Source organism: Lysobacter sp. GX 14042, from assembly GCF_021390425.1.
Classification (GTDB): Bacteria; Pseudomonadota; Gammaproteobacteria; order Xanthomonadales; family Xanthomonadaceae; genus Novilysobacter.
Map to the genome: position 1 here is coordinate 14120 of NZ_JAJUWY010000011.1, position 20427 is coordinate 34546.

The 20427-nt window shown below is 70.6% G+C and carries 18 protein-coding genes; 5 read left to right on the forward strand and 13 right to left on the reverse strand.

The window, feature by feature from the left end; genetic code table 11:
* Positions 1-24 precede the first annotated feature (24 nt).
* Both nudC and LY625_RS12250 read left to right on the forward strand, forming a co-directional pair.
* Positions 25-939: an NAD(+) diphosphatase gene (gene nudC, locus LY625_RS12245; protein ID WP_233740632.1), complete on the forward strand. Its 915-nt coding sequence runs from the start codon at positions 25-27 to the stop codon at positions 937-939.
* A 9-nt stretch (positions 940-948) separates the two neighbouring features.
* Positions 949-1845, forward strand: a complete 897-nt coding sequence (locus tag LY625_RS12250; protein WP_233740591.1) for a hypothetical protein — start codon at positions 949-951, stop codon at positions 1843-1845.
* 123 nt (positions 1846-1968) lie between these two features.
* Here the strand turns inward: LY625_RS12250 and LY625_RS12255 are convergent, their stop codons facing one another.
* Entirely contained in the window at positions 1969-3852 is a 1884-nt protein-coding gene (locus LY625_RS12255; protein ID WP_233740592.1) for an MFS transporter, read from the reverse strand.
* Positions 3853-3861: 9 nt separating this feature from the next.
* Positions 3862-5148, reverse strand: coding sequence for a phosphoribosylamine--glycine ligase (purD, locus tag LY625_RS12260; protein ID WP_233740593.1), 1287 nt, complete (start codon positions 5146-5148; stop codon positions 3862-3864).
* A gap of 113 nt (positions 5149-5261) precedes the next feature.
* Here purD and LY625_RS12265 point away from each other — a divergent pair, with 113 nt between their 5' ends.
* Complete coding sequence (locus tag LY625_RS12265; RefSeq protein ID WP_233740594.1) at positions 5262-6704, forward strand: alanine/glycine:cation symporter family protein; 1443 nt, start codon at positions 5262-5264, stop codon at positions 6702-6704.
* 40 nt (positions 6705-6744) lie between these two features.
* On the opposite strand, the gene purH is transcribed toward LY625_RS12265, so the two are convergent.
* From purH to cutA, 10 genes are all read right to left on the reverse strand, one after another.
* Positions 6745-8325 (reverse strand): bifunctional phosphoribosylaminoimidazolecarboxamide formyltransferase/IMP cyclohydrolase, encoded by a 1581-nt coding sequence (gene purH, locus LY625_RS12270; protein WP_233740595.1) that lies wholly within the window; start codon positions 8323-8325, stop codon positions 6745-6747.
* Positions 8326-8378: 53 nt separating this feature from the next.
* A complete protein-coding gene (locus tag LY625_RS12275; protein WP_233740596.1) occupies positions 8379-8666 on the reverse strand; it encodes a helix-turn-helix domain-containing protein in 288 nt (95 codons plus the stop codon).
* Positions 8667-8770: 104 nt separating this feature from the next.
* Positions 8771-9307 (reverse strand): DUF3426 domain-containing protein, encoded by a 537-nt coding sequence (locus LY625_RS12280; protein WP_233740597.1) that lies wholly within the window; start codon positions 9305-9307, stop codon positions 8771-8773.
* Between the two features lie 320 nt (positions 9308-9627).
* The gene (gene prmA, locus LY625_RS12285; protein WP_233740598.1) at positions 9628-10545 is read right to left on the reverse strand and encodes a 50S ribosomal protein L11 methyltransferase; all 918 of its coding nucleotides are present in this window, start codon (positions 10543-10545) and stop codon (positions 9628-9630) included.
* 14 nt (positions 10546-10559) lie between these two features.
* Complete coding sequence (gene accC / locus LY625_RS12290; RefSeq protein WP_233740599.1) at positions 10560-11927, reverse strand: acetyl-CoA carboxylase biotin carboxylase subunit; 1368 nt, start codon at positions 11925-11927, stop codon at positions 10560-10562.
* Positions 11928-11933: 6 nt separating this feature from the next.
* Positions 11934-12419, reverse strand: coding sequence for an acetyl-CoA carboxylase biotin carboxyl carrier protein (accB, locus tag LY625_RS12295; protein WP_233740600.1), 486 nt, complete (start codon positions 12417-12419; stop codon positions 11934-11936).
* A 60-nt stretch (positions 12420-12479) separates the two neighbouring features.
* A complete protein-coding gene (aroQ, locus tag LY625_RS12300; RefSeq protein WP_233740601.1) occupies positions 12480-12929 on the reverse strand; it encodes a type II 3-dehydroquinate dehydratase in 450 nt (149 codons plus the stop codon).
* Positions 12930-13038: 109 nt separating this feature from the next.
* On the reverse strand, positions 13039-13542 hold the full coding sequence (locus tag LY625_RS12305; RefSeq protein WP_233740633.1) for a TlpA disulfide reductase family protein: 504 nt from the start codon (positions 13540-13542) through the stop codon (positions 13039-13041).
* 86 nt (positions 13543-13628) lie between these two features.
* A complete protein-coding gene (locus LY625_RS12310; RefSeq protein ID WP_233740634.1) occupies positions 13629-15950 on the reverse strand; it encodes a protein-disulfide reductase DsbD in 2322 nt (773 codons plus the stop codon).
* A 129-nt stretch (positions 15951-16079) separates the two neighbouring features.
* Positions 16080-16406 carry a divalent-cation tolerance protein CutA gene (cutA, locus tag LY625_RS12315; protein WP_233740602.1) on the reverse strand — a complete coding sequence of 109 codons (327 nt, stop codon included), beginning with the start codon at positions 16404-16406 and terminating at the stop codon, positions 16080-16082.
* A gap of 379 nt (positions 16407-16785) precedes the next feature.
* On the opposite strand from cutA, the gene groES reads away from it, so the two are divergent.
* Positions 16786-17073: a co-chaperone GroES gene (gene groES, locus LY625_RS12320; protein ID WP_233740603.1), complete on the forward strand. Its 288-nt coding sequence runs from the start codon at positions 16786-16788 to the stop codon at positions 17071-17073.
* Between the two features lie 56 nt (positions 17074-17129).
* Positions 17130-18770, forward strand: a complete 1641-nt coding sequence (groL, locus tag LY625_RS12325; RefSeq protein WP_233740604.1) for a chaperonin GroEL — start codon at positions 17130-17132, stop codon at positions 18768-18770.
* A gap of 93 nt (positions 18771-18863) precedes the next feature.
* On the opposite strand, the gene LY625_RS12330 is transcribed toward groL, so the two are convergent.
* Positions 18864-20165, reverse strand: coding sequence for a hypothetical protein (locus LY625_RS12330; protein WP_233740605.1), 1302 nt, complete (start codon positions 20163-20165; stop codon positions 18864-18866).
* Between the last annotated feature and the right edge of the window lie 262 nt (positions 20166-20427).

Consider the following 20427-nt stretch of genomic DNA (forward strand, 5'->3'; position numbering starts at 1 on the left):
TTCATCGGCGGCGGCGCGTTCGCCATCGACGGCCCGCTGATCCCGGTTGCCGACGATCCCGCCTGCACCGGCGCGCTCGACCGTGCCGACGCATTGCGCGCGGACCCGGAGGCGCTGTCACGCCTGTGGCAGGACGGCCGGGTGCTGCTGGTCGACGCCGAGGGCCGGGCATTGTCCGTCGGCGATGCGCCGTATGCCCCGCGCGGCGGCGAGCTCAGCCGGGGCCCCGGTGGCCCGGGCGCGGCGATCTTCCTCGGCCTGGACGGCGACGGCACGGCCTGGTTCGCACTGGATGCCGCGCTGGTCGCGGTCGATGCCCCGGAGCGGACCGACGTGCGCACCGCTGCCGCCTCCTGGTCGGCGTTCCACGCCGGCGTATTCGCCCAGGCCCGCGCGCTGCTGCACTGGCGCCGCAGCCATCGCCACTGCGGCATCTGCGGCGCGACCCTCGGCCACGAGCGCGCCGGCTGGCTGGGGCGCTGCAGTGGCTGCAAGCGCGAGCACTACCCGCGCACCGACCCGGCGATCATCGCCGCGGTGACCGACGGCGAGCGCCTGCTGCTCGGGCGCCCGTCGAGCTGGGTGCCGCGGCGCTACTCGCTGGTGGCCGGTTTCGTCGAACCGGGCGAGACCCTGGAGCAGACCGTGGCCCGCGAGGTACTGGAGGAAACCCGGGTGCGCGTGCGTGCCTGCCGCTACCTGGGTTCACAGCCGTGGCCGTTCCCCGGTCAGTTGATGCTCGGCTTCATGGCGCTGGCGCACCCGGACGAGCCGCAGGTGTTCGACGAGCTCGAGGACGCCCGCTGGTTCGGCCCGGCCGAGGTCCGCCGGGCGCTGGAGCGCGAGCACGCCGATGACGGCACCGGGCCGACCCTGCCGCCGCGGGTGTCGATCGCGCGCTGGCTGATCGAACACTGGCTTGCCGCTGTCGGGGGATAGCATCCGTCCATGGCCCTGACCCTGATCGCCACCGTCCTTGCGCTGGTGCTTGGCCACCTGGCGCCCGGCCTGGCCGCGCGCGTGCGCAATCATCGCTGGTTCGGCCGCTGGCTGGCCTGGCTGGCCTCGCAGCGGGTGCTTGCCGACGCCTGGCGCAGCGGCTGGGGCGTGCTGCTGGCGGTCGCGCCGCCGCTTTTGCTGGTGGGACTGTTGCAAACCCTGTTTGCGGGCACCGCCTGGGGCCTGGGTGGCCTCCTGTTCGGACTGGCGGCGCTGTTCCATGCCTGGGGGCCGCGCGACCTGGACCGTGATGTCGAGGCGGTCGTCGACGGGCCGGACCCGCTCGCCCGCCGCCACGCCGCCGCCCGGCTGTCGGACAACGGCATCGCCCCGGGCGATGCCGATGCCCTGGTCACCGCGGTGTTTCGCAATGCGCTGCGGCGCTGGTTCGGCGTGCTGCTGTGGTTCCTGCTGCTGGGACCGGTAGGTGCGGTCGGCTACCGCCTGGTGGTGCTGCTGGCGGCGGCCGCCGCCGGCGGCCGGCTGCCGGCCGGGACCGCGCGCGGCGCGCGCGCCGTGTTGCGCTGGCTCGAATGGCCGGTCGCGCAACTGCTCAGCTTCACCCTGGCCCTGGTCGGCAGCTTCGACCGGGTGATCGGTGCCTGGCGCGAGGCTGGTGGTGCCGGGTTCCGGTTGGACCCGGGCTTCCTGGGCGCCGCGGGCCGCGCCGCGGTGGCCAGCGAGTTGGCCTGGGACGGCACGCCGCCGTCCGCGCCGGGCGCCGATCCGTACGAAGGGGAGGGCGGCCTGCTGCGCGCCGGCAAGGCGATGACCCTGGTGTGGCGCTGCCTGCTGGGATGGCTGGTGGTGCTGGCGCTGTTCGTGATCGCCGGGTTCGTGAGCTGACCCTGACATCCGTCGTGCCCGCGTAGGCGGGCATCCGCTGAATCCCTTCATGCCCGCGTACGCGGGCATCCATGGACGTGTGCGGGGGATCTTCGGGACCGTGGTTTCAGGCGCGCCGGGGGGTTACGGGGCGTTGGCGCGGAGGGTGCGGACCCGGGTTTCCAGTTCGGCTGCGCTGGTGGTTGCACCGTCTACGGGTGGGGCGGCCACGACCTCGATGCGGGCGCGGAGGCGGCGCGGCAGGCGCATGCGGCCCAGCCGGCCGTCGCGGCGGCTCCACATGCTGGCCCACATGCCGCGCAGGGCCATGGGCACCACCGGGACCGGGCGCCGTTCGAGGATCTTCTCCACGCCGGACTTGAATGCGGCGATATCGCCATCCTTCGTCAGCGCGCCCTCCGGGAAGATGCCCACTACCTGGCCGTCGGCCAGCGCGGCGTCGATCTCCTCGAACGCGCGCCGCATCAGCGCCGGGTCCTCCTTCGCCCCGGCGATCGGGATCGCCCTGGCGGTGCGGAAGATCCAGCGCAGCACCGGGATGTTGAAGATCCGGTGGTACATGACGAAGCGCACCGGCCGCGGGATGCTCGCTGCCAGGATCAGCGCGTCCATGTAGCTGACGTGGTTGCACACCACCAGCGCCGGGCCTTCCTCCGGCACGTGGTCGATGCCCGAGGCGCGCAGCCGGTACAGCGTGCGCACCAGCACCCAGCTCAGGAAGCGCATCAGGAACTCGGGTACCAGGGTGAAGATCCAGGCCGCCACCAGCGCGTTGGCGATCGCCAGCGCCAGGAACAGCTGCGGCACGCTCCAGCCCAGCCAGCGTTGGGTCGCCAGCCCGGCCAGCGCGCCGGCGACGATGAAGCCCGAGTTCTGGATGTTCAGCGCGGCGAACACCCGCGCCATCTCCGTGCGCGGGGTGCGGCTCTGGATCAGCGCGAACAGCGGCACCACGAAGAAGCCGGTGAACACGCCGATGCCCAGCAGGTCGATGATGATGCGGCTGCTGCCTTCCGCCGCTAGGAATCCCGCCACGTCCAACCCGCCCGCGGGCGCGGCGCCGGGCCGGGCGAAGTACAGGTCGAGCATGAAGGCGCTCATGCCGAACGCCCCCAGCGGCACCAGGCCGATCTCCACCGTGCGCGCGGAGAGCTTCTCGCACAGCAGCGAACCGGTCCCGGTGCCGATGGAGAACAGCGCCAGGGCGAGGATGTACAGCGTCGCCGAGCCGCCCAGGTTGGCCTCGGCGTAGGCCGGCAGCTGGCTGGTGACCACGGTGCCGAAGAACCAGAACCAGGAGACCCCCAGCACCGCGTTGCGCACCGCGCGCTGCTTCTTCGCCAGCCGCAGCACCGCCAGCGATTCGGGGAGCGGGTTCCAGTTGATCTTCAGACCCGGCATCCCGGCACCGGCGGGTGGGATCGCCCGGCTGACCAGGTGCCCGGTCACCGCCAGCGCGACCAGCGCCCCGCCGGCAACCCAGCGCCCGTGCTCGCCGGCCACCGCGAAGATCGAGCCGCCGGCGATCATCCCCAGCAGGATGGAAATGGAGGTGCCCATCTCGACCAGGCCATTGCCGCCGGTCAGCTCGCGCGGCTGCAGCACCGCCGGCAGCATCGAGTACTTCACCGGCCCGAACAGCGTCGACTGCACCCCGGTCAGGAACAGCGCCACCAGCAGCACGCCCATGCTGGTGGTGGCAAAACCGATCGCCGCCAGCGACATGATCGCGATCTCCATCGCCGTGGTGAGGCGGATCAGCGTGGCCTTCTCCAGCTTCTCGGCGAACTGCCCGGCGATCGCCGAGAACAGGAAGTAGGGCAGGATGAACAGCGCCGGCGCCAGGTTGGCGTACAGCGCCATGTCCGGCCCGGACACGCCCAGCCAGAACAGCATGCCAATGATCGCCTGGCGGTAGACGTTGTCGTTGAACGCACCCAGCGACTGGGTCAGGAAGAACGGCAGGAAGCGGCGCTGGCCCAGCAGCGCGTACTGGTTGTTGGCCATCGGCCGAGGCTACCGGCCTTCGCGCCCGATTGCCCGCCAGCCGATGTCGTGGCGGTGGAACTCGCCATGCCAGGAGATCCCGGCGACCGCCTCGTAGGCGCGCCGCTGGGCCTGGGCGACGTCCCCGCCCAGCGCGCAGACGCACAGCACCCGGCCCCCGGCGGTGACGGCCTGGCCGTCCACCAGCCGGGTGCCGGCGTGGAAGACCTTGCTGTACTCCGGTTCCGGCACGTCCCAGCTGCCGATCGGATCGCCGGTGCGCGGGGTGCCGGGGTAGTTCTCCGCGGCCATCACCACCCCGAGGCTGGCGCGCGGGTCCCAGTCGGCATGGACTTGGTCCAGCCGGCCGTCGATCGCGGCCTCGACCAGGTCCAGCAGGTCCGAGCGCAGCCGCATCAGTACCGGCTGGGTTTCCGGATCGCCGAAGCGGACATTGAACTCGATGACCCTGGGGGCGCCGTCGGCTCCGATCATCAGCCCGGCGTAGAGGAAGCCGGTGAACGGCACGCCGTCGGCGGCCATGCCGCGCACGGTCGGCTCGACCACCTCGCGCATGATCCGCGCGTGCATCGCGGGCGTGACCACCGGGGCGGGGGAGTAGGCGCCCATGCCGCCGGTGTTGGGGCCGGTGTCGCCGTCGCCGACCCGCTTGTGGTCCTGGCTGGTGGCCATCGGTAGCGCGGTGCGGCCGTCGACGATGGAGATGAAACTGGCCTCCTCGCCGTCGAGGAATTCCTCGACCACCACCCGCGCGCCGGCCGCGCCGAAGGCATTGCCGGCGAGCATGTCGCGCACCGCGATCTCCGCCTCCTCCAGGGTCATCGCCACGATCACGCCCTTGCCGGCCGCCAGCCCGTCGGCCTTGATGACGATCGGCGCGCCCTGTTCGCGGACGTGGGCGAGCGCGGCCTCGACGTCGGTATGCACCGCATAGTGCGCGGTGGGGATGCCGTGGCGGGCCAGGAAATCCTTGGCGAACGCCTTGCTGCCTTCCAGCTGCGCGGCGGCCGCGGTCGGCCCGAAGATGCGCTGGCCGGCGGCGCGGAAGCGGTCGACCACCCCGGCCACCAGCGGGGCCTCGGGCCCGACCACGGTCAGGGTGACGCCTTCGCGTCCGGCCAGCTCGAGCAGGCCGTCGATGTCGGTGGCGGCCACCTCGACATTGCGGCACTTGCCTTCTGCGGCGGTGCCGGCATTGCCGGGGGCGACCAGGACCTCGCTGATCCGGGGCGACTGCGCGAGCTTCCAGGCGAGGGCGTGTTCGCGGCCGCCGCCGCCGATGACGAGGATCTTCATGCGCCGGGATTCTACCGGCCGGGCACGTCGTTGCGCTCCACTTGACCGACCCGGGTGCGGCCTTTGGCCTTGCCCGGGCTACGATGCCGCGGCCCTGTCTTTCCTTGCATCCAATGAATCCAATCCTTGCGCTGATCGAGACCGCACTCGGCCCTGTGGTGGGCCTGGTCAACGGCGTGCTGTGGAACTACGTGCTGGTCTACGGCCTGCTCGGGGTCGGGGTCTTCTTCACCCTGCGCCTGCGCTTCCTGCAGCTACGCCGCCTGCCGCACATGTTGCAGGTGATCGGCCGTGGCACCGCGGGCGATGCCAGCGGCATCTCGCCCTTCCAGGCGCTGTGCACCAGCCTGGCCTCGCGCGTGGGGACCGGGAACCTGGCCGGGGTGGCGATCGCGCTGGGCGTCGGCGGGCCCGGTGCGCTGTTCTGGATGTGGTGCACGGCGGTGGTCGGCATGGCGACCGCCTATGCCGAGAGCGCGCTGGCGCAGCTGTATAAGGTCCGCGACAGCGACGGCCAGTACCGCGGCGGCCCGGCGTACTACATGACGCTGGGATTGAAGAAGCGCTGGATGGGCATCGTGTTCGCGGTCTCGCTGTTGCTGACCTACGGGCTGGTCTTCAGCAGCGTGCATGCCAACGCCATGGCCCAGGCGCTGGGCGACGCGTTCGGCTTCAGCCGCGGGCAGATCGCCACCGGACTGGTGGTGTTGACCGCGGTGATCATTTTCGGCGGGCTGCGCTCGGTGGCCCGCTTCGCCGAATGGGCGGTGCCGTTCATGGCGGTGGCCTACCTGGGGTTGGCGCTGTGGGTGGTCGCCACCCACCTGGCCGAGGTGCCGGCGGTCCTGTCGCTGGTGCTGCGCAGCGCGTTCGGGCTGGAGCCGGCGGCGGGCGGCATGCTGGGCGGCATCGCCGCGGCGATGCTCAACGGGGTCAAGCGCGGGCTGTATTCGAACGAGGCCGGCATGGGCAGCGCGCCCAACGTTGCCGCCGCCGCGACGCCGGTGCCACACCATCCGGCCAGCCAGGGCCTGGTGCAGTCACTGGGCGTGTTCATCGACACCCTGCTGATCTGCAGCGCGACCGGCTTCGTGATCCTGCTGTCGGGCGTGGCCGGCGATGGCCACGACGGGGTGCGGATGACCCAGGAGGCGATGACGGTGTTCTTCGGTGGCGCGGGAACCTACTTCGTCGCGGTCGCGATGTTCTTCTTCGCCTTCACCACCATCCTGGGCAACTACACCTATGCCGAGAACAACCTTCTGTACCTGGGCGGCGGCAAGGCCGGGTTGCTGGTGCTGCGGCTGGCGGCGCTGGCGGTGATCGTCTGGGGCGTGTACTCGAAGGTGCAGCTGGTCTGGGATGCCGCCGATGCGGCGATGGCGGTCATGGCCTCGATCAACCTGGTGGCGATCGTGATGCTGTCCGGGGTGGTGGTGAAGCTGACGCGGGATTACGACCGGCAGCTGGATGCGGGCACCTCGCCGCGGTTCCACATCGCCGAACACCCGGAACTGGGCGACGGCGTGGACCGGGAGATCTGGCGGGAGCGTTGAGATTCCGGCGCAATACGCCTTTGGCTATTGCGCCGCATGCCTAGTGCCGGAAATGCCGGATGCCGGTGAACACCATCGCAATCCCATGCTCGTCCGCGGCGGCGATCACCTCGTTGTCGCGCATCGAGCCGCCCGGCTGGATCACCGCCCTGATCCCCGCGGCTGCCGCGGCATCGATGCCGTCGCGGAACGGGAAGAACGCATCGCTCGCCATCACCGCGCCCGGCACCGCCAGGCCGGCCTCTTCGGCCTTCAGCCCGGCGATCTTCGCCGACACCACCCGGCTCATCTGCCCGGCGCCGACCCCGACGGTGCGCCCGTCCTTCGCATAGACGATCGCGTTGGACTTCACGTACTTGGCCACCCGCCAGGCGAACAGCAGGTCCGACAGCTGCGCCTCGTCCGGCGCCACCCTGGTCACCACCTTCAGCTCGTCGCGGGTGACCTCGCGGTTGTCGCTGGCCTGCATCAGCAGGCCGGAGCCGACGCGCCTGACGTCGAAGTTGTTGCGGCCCTCGCCGTGCGGGATCTCCAGCACCCGCACGTTGGCCTTCTTCGATGCGTATTCGAGGGCGGCCGGCTGGTAGCCCGGCGCGATCAGCACTTCGACGAACTGGCGGTCGAGGATCGCCTTCATGGTCGCCGGGTCGAGCGTGCGATTGAAGGCGATGATGCCGCCGAAGGCCGAGGTCGGGTCGGTGGCGAAGGCCGCCTCGTAGGCCTCGCCGTTTCCGGCGCCGACCGCCACCCCGCACGGGTTGGCGTGCTTGACGATCACGCAGGCGGGGGCGTCGAACTGGCGCACGCACTCCCAGGCCGCATCGGCGTCGGCCAGGTTGTTGAAACTCAACTCCTTGCCCTGCAGCTGGCGGAAGGTCGCCAGGGTGCCGGGGACCGGCCAGCGGTCACGGTAGAAGGCGCCGGCCTGGTGCGGGTTCTCGCCGTAGCGCAGGTCCATGACCTTGGTGAAGCTGCTGTTGTTCTGCGCCGGGAACAGCCCCTGGCTGCCGTCGTCGCGCAGCGAGGACAGGTGGTTGCTGATGCAGGCGTCGTAGAAGGCGACGTCGTTGAATGCCGCCACCGCCAGTTCGAAGCGGGTCCGGCCCGACAGCGCGCCGTCGCCGGTTTCCAGCTCGGTGGTGATCGCCGGGTACTGCGCCGGGTCGGTGGCGACCGCGACCCGGGCGAAGTTCTTCGCCGCCGAGCGCAGCATCGCCGGCCCGCCGATGTCGATGTTCTCGATCACCTGTTCGAAGCTGCTGTCCGGGTTGGCCGCCACCTGCGCGAACGGGTACAGGTTGAGCACCAGCAGGTCGATCGCGCCGATGCCGTGCTCGGCCATCACCGCCTCGTCGACCCCCGCGCGGCCGAGCAGGCCGCCGTGGACCACCGGATGCAGGGTCTTGACCCGGCCGTCCATCATCTCCGGGAAGCCGGTCGCCTCGCTGACGTCCTTCACCGCCAGGCCGGCCTCGCGCAGCGCGCGCGCGGTGCCACCGGTGGACAGCAGTTCGACCCCGCGGGCCGCCAGCGCGCGTGCCAGTTCGACCAGTCCGGTCTTGTCGGAAACGGACAGCAGCGCGCGGCGGATCTTCACCGGCGGCAGGGAGGCGGCGTGCATGGGGGACTCCGGCATGGAAGGCCGGGAATTATAGCGGCCGGGACGCCTGGCCCTCAGGCCATGCCGTATTCGCGCAGCTTCTTGCGCAAGGTCGCCCGGTGGATGCCCAGCACCGCGGCGGCGCGGCTCTGGTTGCCCTCGCAGTGGGCCAGCACCTCGGTCAGCAGCGGCACCTCGAACTCCTGCAGTGCGACCTGGTAGAGGCCGGCATCGTCGCATTCGCCCATGTCCCGCAGGAAGCGGCGGATGGCGGTGGCGACGTGGTCACGCAGCGGCGTCCTGCTGCCCGACAGCGTGGTCGCGGACAGCGTGGACAGGTTGCGATCGGATGCAGCGTTCAACGTGTTCCCCCGGAGGTGTCACCGCCCGCCGCTCGCCAGGTCGTCCTGGGGCGGGTCGGCCAGTCTACCGTGCCGCGGGCGGACGGCGCAGCGTGGATGCCCGGTCAGCGGAACTCGAACGAGAAGGCGACGATCTCCGGCCCCGGTTCGCGCACCCGGAAACGCACCCGGGTGGCTTCGCCGGCGGCAAGCAGCGCCGGCGCATCCGGCGCGCCTTCCTGCCGGCCCGGGTGCGTGGCGTCCCCGGCCACGGATTCGCCAGGCGCGTACTCGTCGGGAGTGAACGCGCGCGCGGCCACGGTGCGGCCATGGCGATCGGTGAGCGAGAGCACCAGCACCGGCAACGGCTGCGGCCAGCGGGCCTGGTTGCGGAATGCGGCGGTCACCTCGAGCTCGCAGGGCGCCTCGGGTGCGGGCACCACGTCGCGCGAGAGCATGCTCCAGGCCGAGGGTTCGCGCCACGGCGGCACCCGGCACCCCAGCGCCGAACAGGCCGAGGTGACCAGCGGCCGCCAGCCGGCGTCGGCAGCCAGCTGCCCGCGCTGGGACAACAGCAACTGCAGCGCCAGCAGCGCGGCCAGGACGCCAATCGCCAGCCACCAGGGCCAGCGGCGCGTGCCGGCAACGGCGGACGCCCGCATCCGGGCAAAGCTCGGTGCGCCACGGCCGCTGTTCCGGGGCGGAGCGGCGGGTGGCGGCGTGGGGCTGGCTGCAGGTCCGGAGGCGGATCCGGACCCGGCGCGGGACGTGGAGTCGCCAACGGACGGCGCCGCGGCCGGGGCCGGCTCTGAAGCCGCGCCCGGAGCGGCAGCGCCGCCTTCCTCGTGCAGCGCACGGTCGCAGCGCGGGCAGCGTTGGCTCGCCGCGTCGGCCCCGACGATCAGCGCGACCAGGAAACCGCAGTGCGGGCAGGGCACGAACATCGCGGCAGTCTACCCGGGCCTGCTCGGTCGCCGCCGGCTCAGCGGCGTATGCCGCCGATCAGGATCCAGTCCTCGAGCCGCTCGACCTGCAGCCGGTCGAAATGCCGCCGGTAATGCGCGAGCACCTCGTCCTCCTGGCCGGCGAGGATGCCCGACAGCGCGATCCGTCCGCCGGGCGCCACGCGGGCGGCGAGCGTGTCCACCAGTTCGATGAGCGCCGAAGCCAGGATGTTGGCCACCACGACCGGGTAGCCCGCGTCCGGCTCGTCGCCGGGCAGGTACACGTGCAGCCGGTCGTCGACTGCGTTGCGCTCGGCGTTGTCGGCGGTCGCCGCCAGCGCCTGCGGGTCGTTGTCCACCCCGGTGGCGCTTTCCGCGCCGAGCTTGAGTGCGGCCAGCGCGAGGATTCCCGACCCGCAGCCGAAGTCCAGGACCCGCTGGCCTTCCAGCAGTCCGCCGCGTGCAAGGCGGTCCAGCCAGCCCAGGCACAGAGCGGTGGTCGGGTGGGTGCCCGAGCCGAACGCCAGGCCCGGGTCCAGCCGCACCACCGCGGCACCCTCGTTGTCCGCTGCCGCGGGCAACTCGTGGTTCCACGGCACGATCCAGGTGTGCTCGCCGAAGTGCAGCGGTTCGTACTGGTCCATCCAGGCCCGTTCCCAGTCCTGGTCGGCGACCTCGCGGAAGCTGGCCCAGGACCAGTCCACGCCCTCGTCGGCGGCGGCGAGGGCCTGCAGCAGCAGCTCGCGCGGGGTGTCGGCCTCGAACAGCGCGGTCAGCACCATCTCGCCCCACAACGGGGTCTGGCCAACGCCCGGCTCGAAGATCGCCTGCTCGTCGGGCGCATCGGCGTGGGCATCCACCAGCGTCACCGCCAGCGCGCCCACGTCCTCCAGCGCCCGCTCGACGCGCGGCTGCCCGGTCACGGTGCACGGAATGGAAAGTTCAAGAAAGGCCATGGCGGTAGGAAGGCTCACCCGATCGAGAGCGACTTCTCCTTCTGTTCCTTCAGCCGCTTCTCCAGGTAATGGATGTTCTGCCCGCCCTGCTGGAAGCCGACGTCGGCCATGATCCGCTGCTGCAGCGGGATGTTGGTGCGGATGCCGTCCACCACCATCTCGCTGAGCGCAACGCGCATGCGGCAGATCGCGGTCTCGCGGTCGGGGCCGTGGACGATCAGCTTGCCGATCATCGAGTCGTAGTTCGGCGGCACCCGGTAACCCTCGTACACATGGCTGTCCACCCGCACCCCGGGGCCACCCGGAGCATGGAAATGGCTGACCTGCCCGGGGCTGGGCATGAAGGTGTCCGGGTCCTCGGCGTTGATGCGGCACTCGATCGCGTGGCCGGACAGGACGATGTCCTCCTGCCGGATCGACAGCTTCTGCCCGGCGGCGATCATCAGCTGCTCGCGGATCAGGTCGATGCCGGTGACCATCTCGGTGACCGGGTGCTCGACCTGGATCCGGGTGTTCATCTCGATGAAGTAGAAGCGCCCGTCCTCGAACAGGAACTCGAAGGTGCCGGCGCCGCGGTAGCCGATGCGGATGCAGGCCTCCACGCAGACCTTGCCGATCTGCGCGCGCAATTCCGGTGTGATGCCGGGGGCGGGTGCTTCCTCGACCACCTTCTGGTGGCGGCGCTGCATCGAGCAGTCGCGCTCGCCCAGGTGGATGGCGTTGCCCTGGCCGTCGGCGAGGACCTGGATCTCCACGTGGCGCGGGTTCTCCAGGAACTTCTCCATGTAGACCATGTCGTTGCCGAACGCCGCCTTGGCCTCGGCCTTGGTGGTGGCGATGGCGTTGACCAGCGCGGCCTCGGTCTGGACCACGCGCATGCCGCGCCCGCCGCCGCCGCCGGATGCCTTGACGATCACCGGGTAGCCGATCTCGCGGGCGATGCGCACGTTCTCGGCCGGGTCGTCGCCCAGCGGGCCGCCGCTGCCGGGCACGCAGGGCACGCCGGCTTCCTTCATCGCGCGGATCGCCTCGACCTTGTCGCCCATCAAGCGGATGGTGTCGGCCTTCGGGCCGATGAAGATGAAACCGGACTCCTCCACGCGCTCGGCGAAGTCGGCGTTCTCGGCCAGGAAGCCGTAGCCGGGGTGGATCGCCTGGGCGTCGGTGACTTCGGCGGCGGCGATGATCTGCGCCATGTTGAGGTAACTCTGCGCCGAGGGTGCCGGGCCGATGCAAACCGACTCGTCGGCCATGGCCACGTGCTTGAGGTTGCGGTCCACGGTGGAATGCACCGCGACCGTGCGGATGCCCAGCGAGTGGCACGCGCGCAGGATGCGCAGCGCGATCTCGCCGCGGTTGGCGATGACGACCTTGTCGAGCATGGCCGCTTACCCGATCACGAACAGCGGCTGGTCGAACTCGACCGGTTCGCCGTTCTCCGGCACCACCTTCAGCACGGTGCCGGAGGCGTCGGCCTCGATCGGGTTGAACATCTTCATCGCCTCGATGATGCCCAGCGTGTCGCCTTCCTTGACCTGCTGGCCGACGGTGACGAAGGGCGGCTTGTCCGGGGACGAGGCGGCGTAGAAGGTGCCGACCATTGGTGCGCGCACCACGTGGCCTTCGGGCAGTTCCTGGCCGGCCGGGGCGGCATCGGCCGCCGCCTGCTGCTGCGGGCGGCCGCCGGTGGCGGCCTGCACCGGCGAGCTCATCGGCATCACCTGGGTGGGCACCGCCGGGACGGCGTAGGCGGGGGCGCCGGCGACCGGCGCGCGGGCCAGGCGTACCGACTCCTCGCCTTCGCGGATCTCGATCTCGGCGAGGTTGGAGTCTTCAAGCAGGTCGATGAGCTTCTTGATCTTGCGCAGGTCCATGGATGGCGCCTCTTGTCTCTGGATGAAGGGCGCCGCGCGGGCGCGGCAGCCGGGGTCAGGTCAGGCCGGGTCCGTGGCCAGCCGCGCGATGGCGGCTTCAAGTGCATGCCGGTATCCGTTGGCGCCCAGCCCGGCGACCACCCCGAGGGCCAGGTCGCTGAAGTAGCTGTGCCGGCGGAACGGCTCGCGTGCATTCGGGTTGGACAGGTGCACTTCGTAGAAGGGAATGGCGACCGCCGCCAGCGCGTCGCGCAGGGCGATCGAGGTGTGGGTGAAGGCCGCCGGGTTGATCACGATACAGGCGGTGCCGTCACCGGCCGCCGCCTGCACCCGGTCCACCAGCGCGTGCTCGGCGTTGGACTGGAAGCACTGCAGCCGGTGGCCGGCGGCCTCGGCGACCTGCTGCAGCCCGGCATCGATCTGCGCCAGCGTGGCACGGCCGTAGACTTCCGGCTCGCGGGTGCCGAGCAGGTTGAGGTTGGGACCGTGCAGTACCAGCAGTTTCGCCATCGGGGCGGGCCACGGGAAAGCCGGGAGTGTGGCGGAGGCGGCCGCGGCTGTCCAGAAATTCGCCGCAGGTTCGCCGAAGATGTCGTGCTTTAATCGCCTGTTTGAATTTCTACAGGTCGACCCAGCCGTCGACCTCGCCGTCGCCGAACGGCCCGATCTTCTGCCGCCGCAGCACGCCGTCGGCATCGACCAGCACCGTGTACGGCAGCACCCCGGCCGGGTTGCCCAGCTGCACGCTGGTGTCGGACGGTCCGGGCCGGTCGAGCAGGATCCGGTAACTAACCGGGACCCGTTCCAGGAACCCCCGTACTGCCCCGGCCTCGTCCAGCGCGATACCGACCACTTCCACGCCATCCGCCCCCTGGCTGGCGGCGAAGCGGTCCAGTTCCGGCATCTCCTCGATGCAAGGGGCGCACCAGCTGGCCCAATAGTTGATCAGCAGCGGCCGGCCGCCGCCGTCAGGCAGGCGCACGGTCTTCCCATCGAGGCCGGGCAACTCCAGGGCCGGGATCCGGTCGCCGCGCCCGGCGACTTCCAGTCCGTCCGGCGGCGCGGGTGCGCCGGCGGCGGCCAGCTGCTGCAGCGCGCGCTGGCCCGGCTCGCTGCCCAGCAGCGGGCCAGGGCCGTTGATCAGCAGTCCGGCAGCACCCCCTGCGATCGCGGCGGCGAACGCGACCAGCAGGATCTTCCGGTTGCCGCTCACGCCGCTCCCCCCGCCGCCTGTTCGAGCGCCTCGCGGACGGTTTCGGGGGTGAGCACGATCGGCAGCACCTGCGGCCCGGCACCGCTGGCGGGGTAGACCACGTACAGCGGCACGCCGACCGCGCCGTGGCGCTGCAGGTAGCGGGTCAGGTCGGGGTCGACATCGGTCCAGTCGCCGACCAGGTAGGCCGCGTCCGCTTTCGCCAGCGCCTGGCGGAAACCGTCGCGCGCGAGCACCGTGCGCTCGTTGGCCTTGCAGGTCACGCACCAGTCGGCGGTGATGTTGACGAACACCGGCCGCCCCGACTCGCGCAGCTCCGCCAGCCGGGCCTCGGAGAACGGCTCGCTCCCGGCCGCATCCGGGGCGGCCGCGGTGGCCTGCGGACGTGGCATGACGTGGACCGCATGCAGCGGCCAGCCCATTGCCAGCAGCGCCAGGACCACGGCGGGCAACCACCGGCGCGGGGCGCCCAGGCGCGACCGGGTCCACGCCCAGGCCGCGAACGCCAGCAGCACCGCCGCCAGCAGCCACAGCCCCACTGCATCGGCGCCGCGCTGGCGCGCCAGCACCCACACCAGCCAGGCCGCGGTCAGGTACAGCGGGAAGGCCAGCAGTTGCTTGAAGGTGTCCATCCACGCGCCGGGCCGCGGCAGGCGCCCTGCCAGCGACGGCACCAGGCCGATCAGCAGGAACGGCAGTGCCAGGCCCACGCCCAGCGCCAGGAACACCATGATCGCCAGTGCGGGTGGGGCGGCGAACGCCCAAGCCAGCGCCGCACCCATGAACGGCGCCGTGCAGGGGGTCGCCACGACCACCGCCAGCACGCCGGTGAAGAAGTCGCCGGCGGGTCCCGAGCGGGTCGCCAACCCGTGGCCGATGCCGGTCCAGCGGCCGCCCACGTGCCACAGGCCCGACAGGCTCAGGCCCAGGGCGAACATCAGCAGCGCCAGCAGTGCGACCACCAGGGGCTGCTGCAACTGGAAGCCCCAGCCCAGTGCCAGTCCCGCCTGGCGCAGGCCCAGTGCCAGCGCGCCGAGCGCGGCGAAGGAGGCCAGCACGCCGGCGGTGTACCAGAGCGCCTGGCGGCGGGCCCCGGCGTGGCTGCCGTCGCCGCTGGCCAGCGACAGTGCCTTGAGCGAGAGCACCGGCAATACGCAGGGCATGAGGTTGAGGATCAGACCGCCGATCACGGCCAGCAGCAGCACCGCCAGGAGCCCCGGGCCGCCCTCGGCGAGACCGCCACGGACCACGCCGGCAGGCGGACGGCTGCGTTCCACGGCGGAACCGGCGCCGGAACCGGCGGCGGGGGTTCCGTCGGCCGCTTTGCCGGCCGCCTCCGGGGACTCCGGAGCCCCTGCCTCCGCCGTCGCCGCGCCGTCCGCGCCGTCGCCGGCAGGCGGCGGCGCGTCGCCCACGGGCGCGGCCGCTGCCGCCGCCCGCAGCTCCCCGGCTGGCAGCGAGACTTCCAGGGTCCGGGTCATCGGCGGATAGCAGATGCCGTCGTCCTGGCAGCCCTGCAAGGACACCACCAGCGTGGCCGCGAGCGGGCCGGGGTGTTCGCGCAGCACCTCCACCGGGACGTCCACCGGCTGCCGGTAGACAGTGGTGTCGCCGAAGAACTCGTCGTTGTGTGCCACCCCGCGCGGCCAGTCGACCGCGCCGACCGCCAGGCCGTCGCCCGGCAGCTTGAATCCGGTCTGGTCGCGATAGATGTAATAGCCCGGCGCCGGGGCCAGGCGCACCAGCAGGCCGTTGCCGCCATCGGCGATGGCCTCGACCGAGAACGCCTGCTGCTCCGGCAGCGGGTCATTGCCGCCGCCGAGCAGCCCACCGGTGTTGCCGCCGGGCAACGAATTGCTGCCCAGGCCGCCGGACAGCAGCCCTGACAGGCGGCCGCGGGCCCCGCCCGGCAGGGCTACCTCCACCGTGCGGGTCTGTGGCGGATAGCAGATGCCCAGGTCGGCGCAGCCCTGGTACTTCACCGTCAGCGTCGTGCCCGTGCCCCGTGGCGTGCCGGGCAGGGTGGCCACCAACTGGTCGCGGTAGGTCTCCACCGGGCCGAAGAACTCGTCCTCGTGGGCAATGCCGTCGGGCAGCCGCAGGGCCCCGGCATCGAATCCCTCCCCGGCCTCCGCCGAGGTGCGGTGCCGATACAGGTAGTAGCCGTCGGCGATCTCCCAACGCAGCTCGATGGCGCCGGGTCCGGCGGCGCTCGCCTGCAGACGGAACGCCTCGTCGACCGGCAGCAGGTCGTCCGGGCTCACCGCAGCTGCGGTGGCGGGCAGCAGGAGCAGCGCCGCGCACAGGGCCAGGAGCATGCGGCCGGCGCGGCGGGCACGGCGGTGGATTTCGGGGGTGCGGATCATGGATTGCGGTGTCCGGGCAACTGGCGGGCCGACCGATGGTCGCGCGCCGCGATTAAGCAGGCATTAGCCAGGAGCAGACAGTCAAGCCGGGTCCGTCGCGGCGACTTCGGTCCGGACCCAGTCGAGATATCCGCGACTGCCCCCGGCCGGGACGGTCAGCAGTTCGGGCACGTCGTAGGGATGCAGCTCGTGCACCCTGCGCTCCAGCGCTTCCAGGCGCCCGGAAGTGGTCTTGATCATCAGCAGTTCCTCGGTCGCCTCTTCGACCTGCCCCTGCCAGCGGTAGCACGAGCGCGTGCCCGGGATCCGGGTGACGCAGGCGGCCAGGCGCGTTTCGACCAGGTCGCGGGCCAGGCCCGCGGCGCTGTCGGCGTCAGGGCAGGTGCAATAGACGATGACGACGCTCATGCCGCGATTGTATCGCCGGAAGTCAATGCGGCCGGGTCACAGAAAAGTGCAATGTTGACGCAGTGTGTCCATAATCGCCGCAGGCTGACAGGATGTCGGTTTGCCAAGGGGGGTGGATTCAGGGGAGAGGCGCCGGATCGCGCCGAGCTTGGAAGCCGGTCCCGAATACCAGAAGGGGTGCGTTCCGCAGGGAGCGCACCCCTTTTTTGCCTGTGCACCCGCCGGTACCGCGCTTCATTTGCCGCCTGCCCCTTGAAAGCCACCCGGCCCGCCCCATCTGGGGTTCAGTCCCGGTCTCCGGGCACGCGGCGGGGTCACTGCCCCGGCGCGGAAACCACACAACGTTCCAACCACATCAGTCCATTTGCGAGGCTATGCAATGAACATCAAGCCGCTCTACGACCGCGTGGTCATCAAGCGCATGGAAGAAGAAAAGATGTCCGCCGGCGGCATCGTCATCCCGGACTCGGCTACCGAGAAGCCGATCCGCGGCGAAGTCGTGGCCGTGGGCGAGGGCAAGGCGCTGGACAACGGCAGCCTGCGCGCACCGAAGGTGAAGGTCGGCGACAAGGTGCTGTTCGGCAAGTACAGCGGCACCGAGGTCAAGCTCGACGGCGTCGACTACCTGGTGGTCAAGGAAGACGACATCTTCGCGACCCTGGGCTGAGCGGCCCGCCGCACCCCTGATTCTTTCCCCATTCCAGATTTACGGAGTTGATCCAAATGGCTGCCAAGGAAATCCGCTTCGGCGAAGACGCGCGCTCCAAGATGGTGCGCGGCGTCAATACGCTTGCCAATGCCGTCAAGGCCACCCTCGGCCCGAAGGGCCGCAACGTCGTGCTCGACAAGAGCTTCGGCGCCCCGACCATCACCAAGGACGGCGTGTCCGTCGCCAAGGAAATCGAACTGCAGGACAAGTTCGAGAACATGGGCGCGCAGATGGTCAAGGAAGTCGCTTCCAGGACCTCCGACAACGCCGGTGACGGCACCACCACCGCGACCGTGCTGGCCCAGGCCTTCATCCGCGAGGGCATGAAGGCGGTCGCCGCCGGCATGAACCCGATGGACCTCAAGCGCGGCATCGACAAGGCCGTGACCGCGGCCGTGGCCGAGCTCAAGAGCATCTCGCGCCCGTCCGAGACCTCGCGCGAGATCGCCCAGGTCGGCACCATCTCGGCCAACTCCGATGCCAACATCGGCGAGCTGATCGCCCAGGCGATGGACAAGGTCGGCAAGGAAGGCGTGATCACCGTCGAGGACGGCTCGGGCCTGGACAACGAGCTGGACGTGGTGGAGGGCATGCAGTTCGACCGCGGCTACCTCTCGCCGTACTTCATCAACAACCAGCAGTCGATGCAGGCCGAGCTGGATGACCCGTTCATCCTGCTGCACGACAAGAAGATCTCCAACGTGCGTGACCTGCTGCCCGTCCTCGAGGGCGTGGCCAAGGCCGGCAAGCCGCTGCTGATCGTCGCCGAGGAAGTCGAGGGCGAGGCCCTGGCGACCCTGGTGGTCAACACCATCCGCGGCATCGTCAAGGTCGTGGCGGTCAAGGCCCCGGGCTTCGGCGACCGTCGCAAGGCGATGCTGGAAGACATGGCCGTGCTGACCGGCGGCACCGTGATCAGCGAGGAAGTCGGCCTGCAGCTGGACAAGGCGACCATCGACGACCTCGGCCGTGCCAAGAAGGTGCAGGTCTCCAAGGAGAACACCACCATCATCGACGGCGCCGGCGACACCGGTGGCATCGAGGCGCGCATCAAGCAGATCAAGGCGCAGATCGAGGAGACCTCCTCGGACTACGACCGCGAGAAGCTGCAGGAGCGCGTGGCCAAGCTGGCCGGCGGCGTGGCCGTCATCAAGGTCGGTGCCGCCACCGAAGTCGAGATGAAGGAGAAGAAGGCCCGCGTCGAGGACGCCCTGCACGCCACCCGTGCGGCGGTCGAGGAGGGCATCGTCCCCGGCGGTGGCGTCGCGCTGCTGCGCGCCAGGACCGCGATCGCCGACCTCAAGGGTGACAACGAGGACCAGAACCACGGCATCACCATCGCCCTGCGTGCCATGGAGGCCCCGCTGCGCGAGATCGTCGCCAACGCCGGCGAGGAGCCCTCGGTCATCCTCAACAAGGTCGTCGAGGGCAGCGGCGCGTACGGCTACAACGCCGCCAACGGCGAGTACGGCGACATGCTCGAGTTCGGCATCCTGGACCCGACCAAGGTGACCCGCACCGCGCTGCAGAACGCCGCGTCGATCGCCGGCCTGATGATCACCACCGAGGCCATGGTGGCCGAGCTGCCGAAGAAGGAAGAGCCGGCGATGCCGGCCGGCGGCGGCATGGGCGACATGGGCGGCATGGGCTTCTAAGCCCGCCGCACAGCCCGCACTGGGCCGCTCCACCAAGGAAGACCCCGCCAGATGGCGGGGTCTTCTGCTTTCCGGACCGTACGATGGGCCCTGCTACGCCCCCGGCTTCCCCCGCGACTCCTCCGGGTCTTCCCCGTCGGGCGGCGGATAGTCCACCTCCGGGTCCTTCCGCAGCACCGCATCCACCTCCGCCAGCACCGCCTCGCGCAGCTCCGCGTCCGGCAGGTTGGACTCGCGGGTGATTCGGCGGACCTCGGTGGCGTGTTCGGGGCTGAATTCGCGGGCCGGGTCCAGGTGGCGCATGGCCAACCGGTGAAGGCGCCTGCGACGGGCGATCTCCGCACCGATCCGCCGCCGCCTGCGCATCCAGCCCACCGCCATGACCACGATCAGCACCAGGCCCAGGTAGCCCAGCGCCGGGTATACATAGGACACCAGGTCGCGGAAGCCGACGAAGCTCAGGGCGAAGCCGACCAGCACGGACGCGATGTAGACGATGCGGAAGCGCTCGGGCCGGTCCCGGGTCAGGCGCTTGCCCAGGGCATAGAACATGCCCAATGCGGTGTTGAAGATCATCCCGAAGATCACCACCGACATCGCGGCACCGAGCCAGGGGTGGACCGCGTTGACCAGGGCCAGCATCGGCAGTTCGTCGCTGCCGACGATGTCGACCTGGAGGTACAGCGCGACCACCGCCAGCAACAGCAGCACGAGGTACATGACGCCGCCGATCAGCCCACCCAGCCCGGCGGCCCGGGTGTCGAGCATGCTGCCGCCGATGACGATGGTCATCGACACCGCGGTGATCGCGCACAGGCCGACATAGTTCAGCGCGGCCACCCACCAGTTCGGCAGGCTGGTCTGCACCTCCCCGGTAGCCAGGTTGAGCGCGGCGATGTCGTAGTCGGAGGTGAGCAGCATCCAGGCGGAGACGCCGACCATGAAGAGGATGATAAACGGGGTGATCGCACCGATGATGGTCGAGACGCGCTGGACGTCGGCCATGCCGGCCACCAGCACCGCCAACAGGGTCAATCCGGCGCCGATCCACACCGGCCAGTCGAACTGCTGGGCCATGTTGGAGCCCCCGCCGGCGAACATGACGAAGCCGATCGAGAACAGCGTGACGATGGTGGTGGCGTCCAGGAACCAGGCCACCCAGGGGTTCGACACCCGCCGGAAGACCACCGTGTGTTCCTTCGCCATCAGGTAGCTGCCCAGCTGCAGTGCGGCGATGCCGCTGATGATCATCAGCACCGACGCGATCAGCGCTCCCACGATGCCCCGGGTCCCGAAGGCCACGAAGAACTGCAGCATCTCCTGGCCGGACGCGAATCCGGCCCCGACGATCAGGCCGATGAAGGCCATCCCGATGCCCAGTGCGCGTTTGAACACGTGGCGGTCCTCAAGGTGCCTGGCGAGGCAGTGCGCAGAGGATGCGGGTCCCGGCGACATGGGCCGGTGTAGACGTCCCCTGCAGGACAAAGGCCCGCCTTGCGACCACGCCGGCTAATTGCTGATACGCCCGGTTCTCTTTTGCACTGCAGCGTGCAACTCCGCTAACACTTCGTTCACGATCGGTCCCGCATCCCGACGTGGGGGAGGGAGCAGGCCCGCTTACCGGTTTCGACCGGAAGCGGGCTTTTTACTTTCCGCC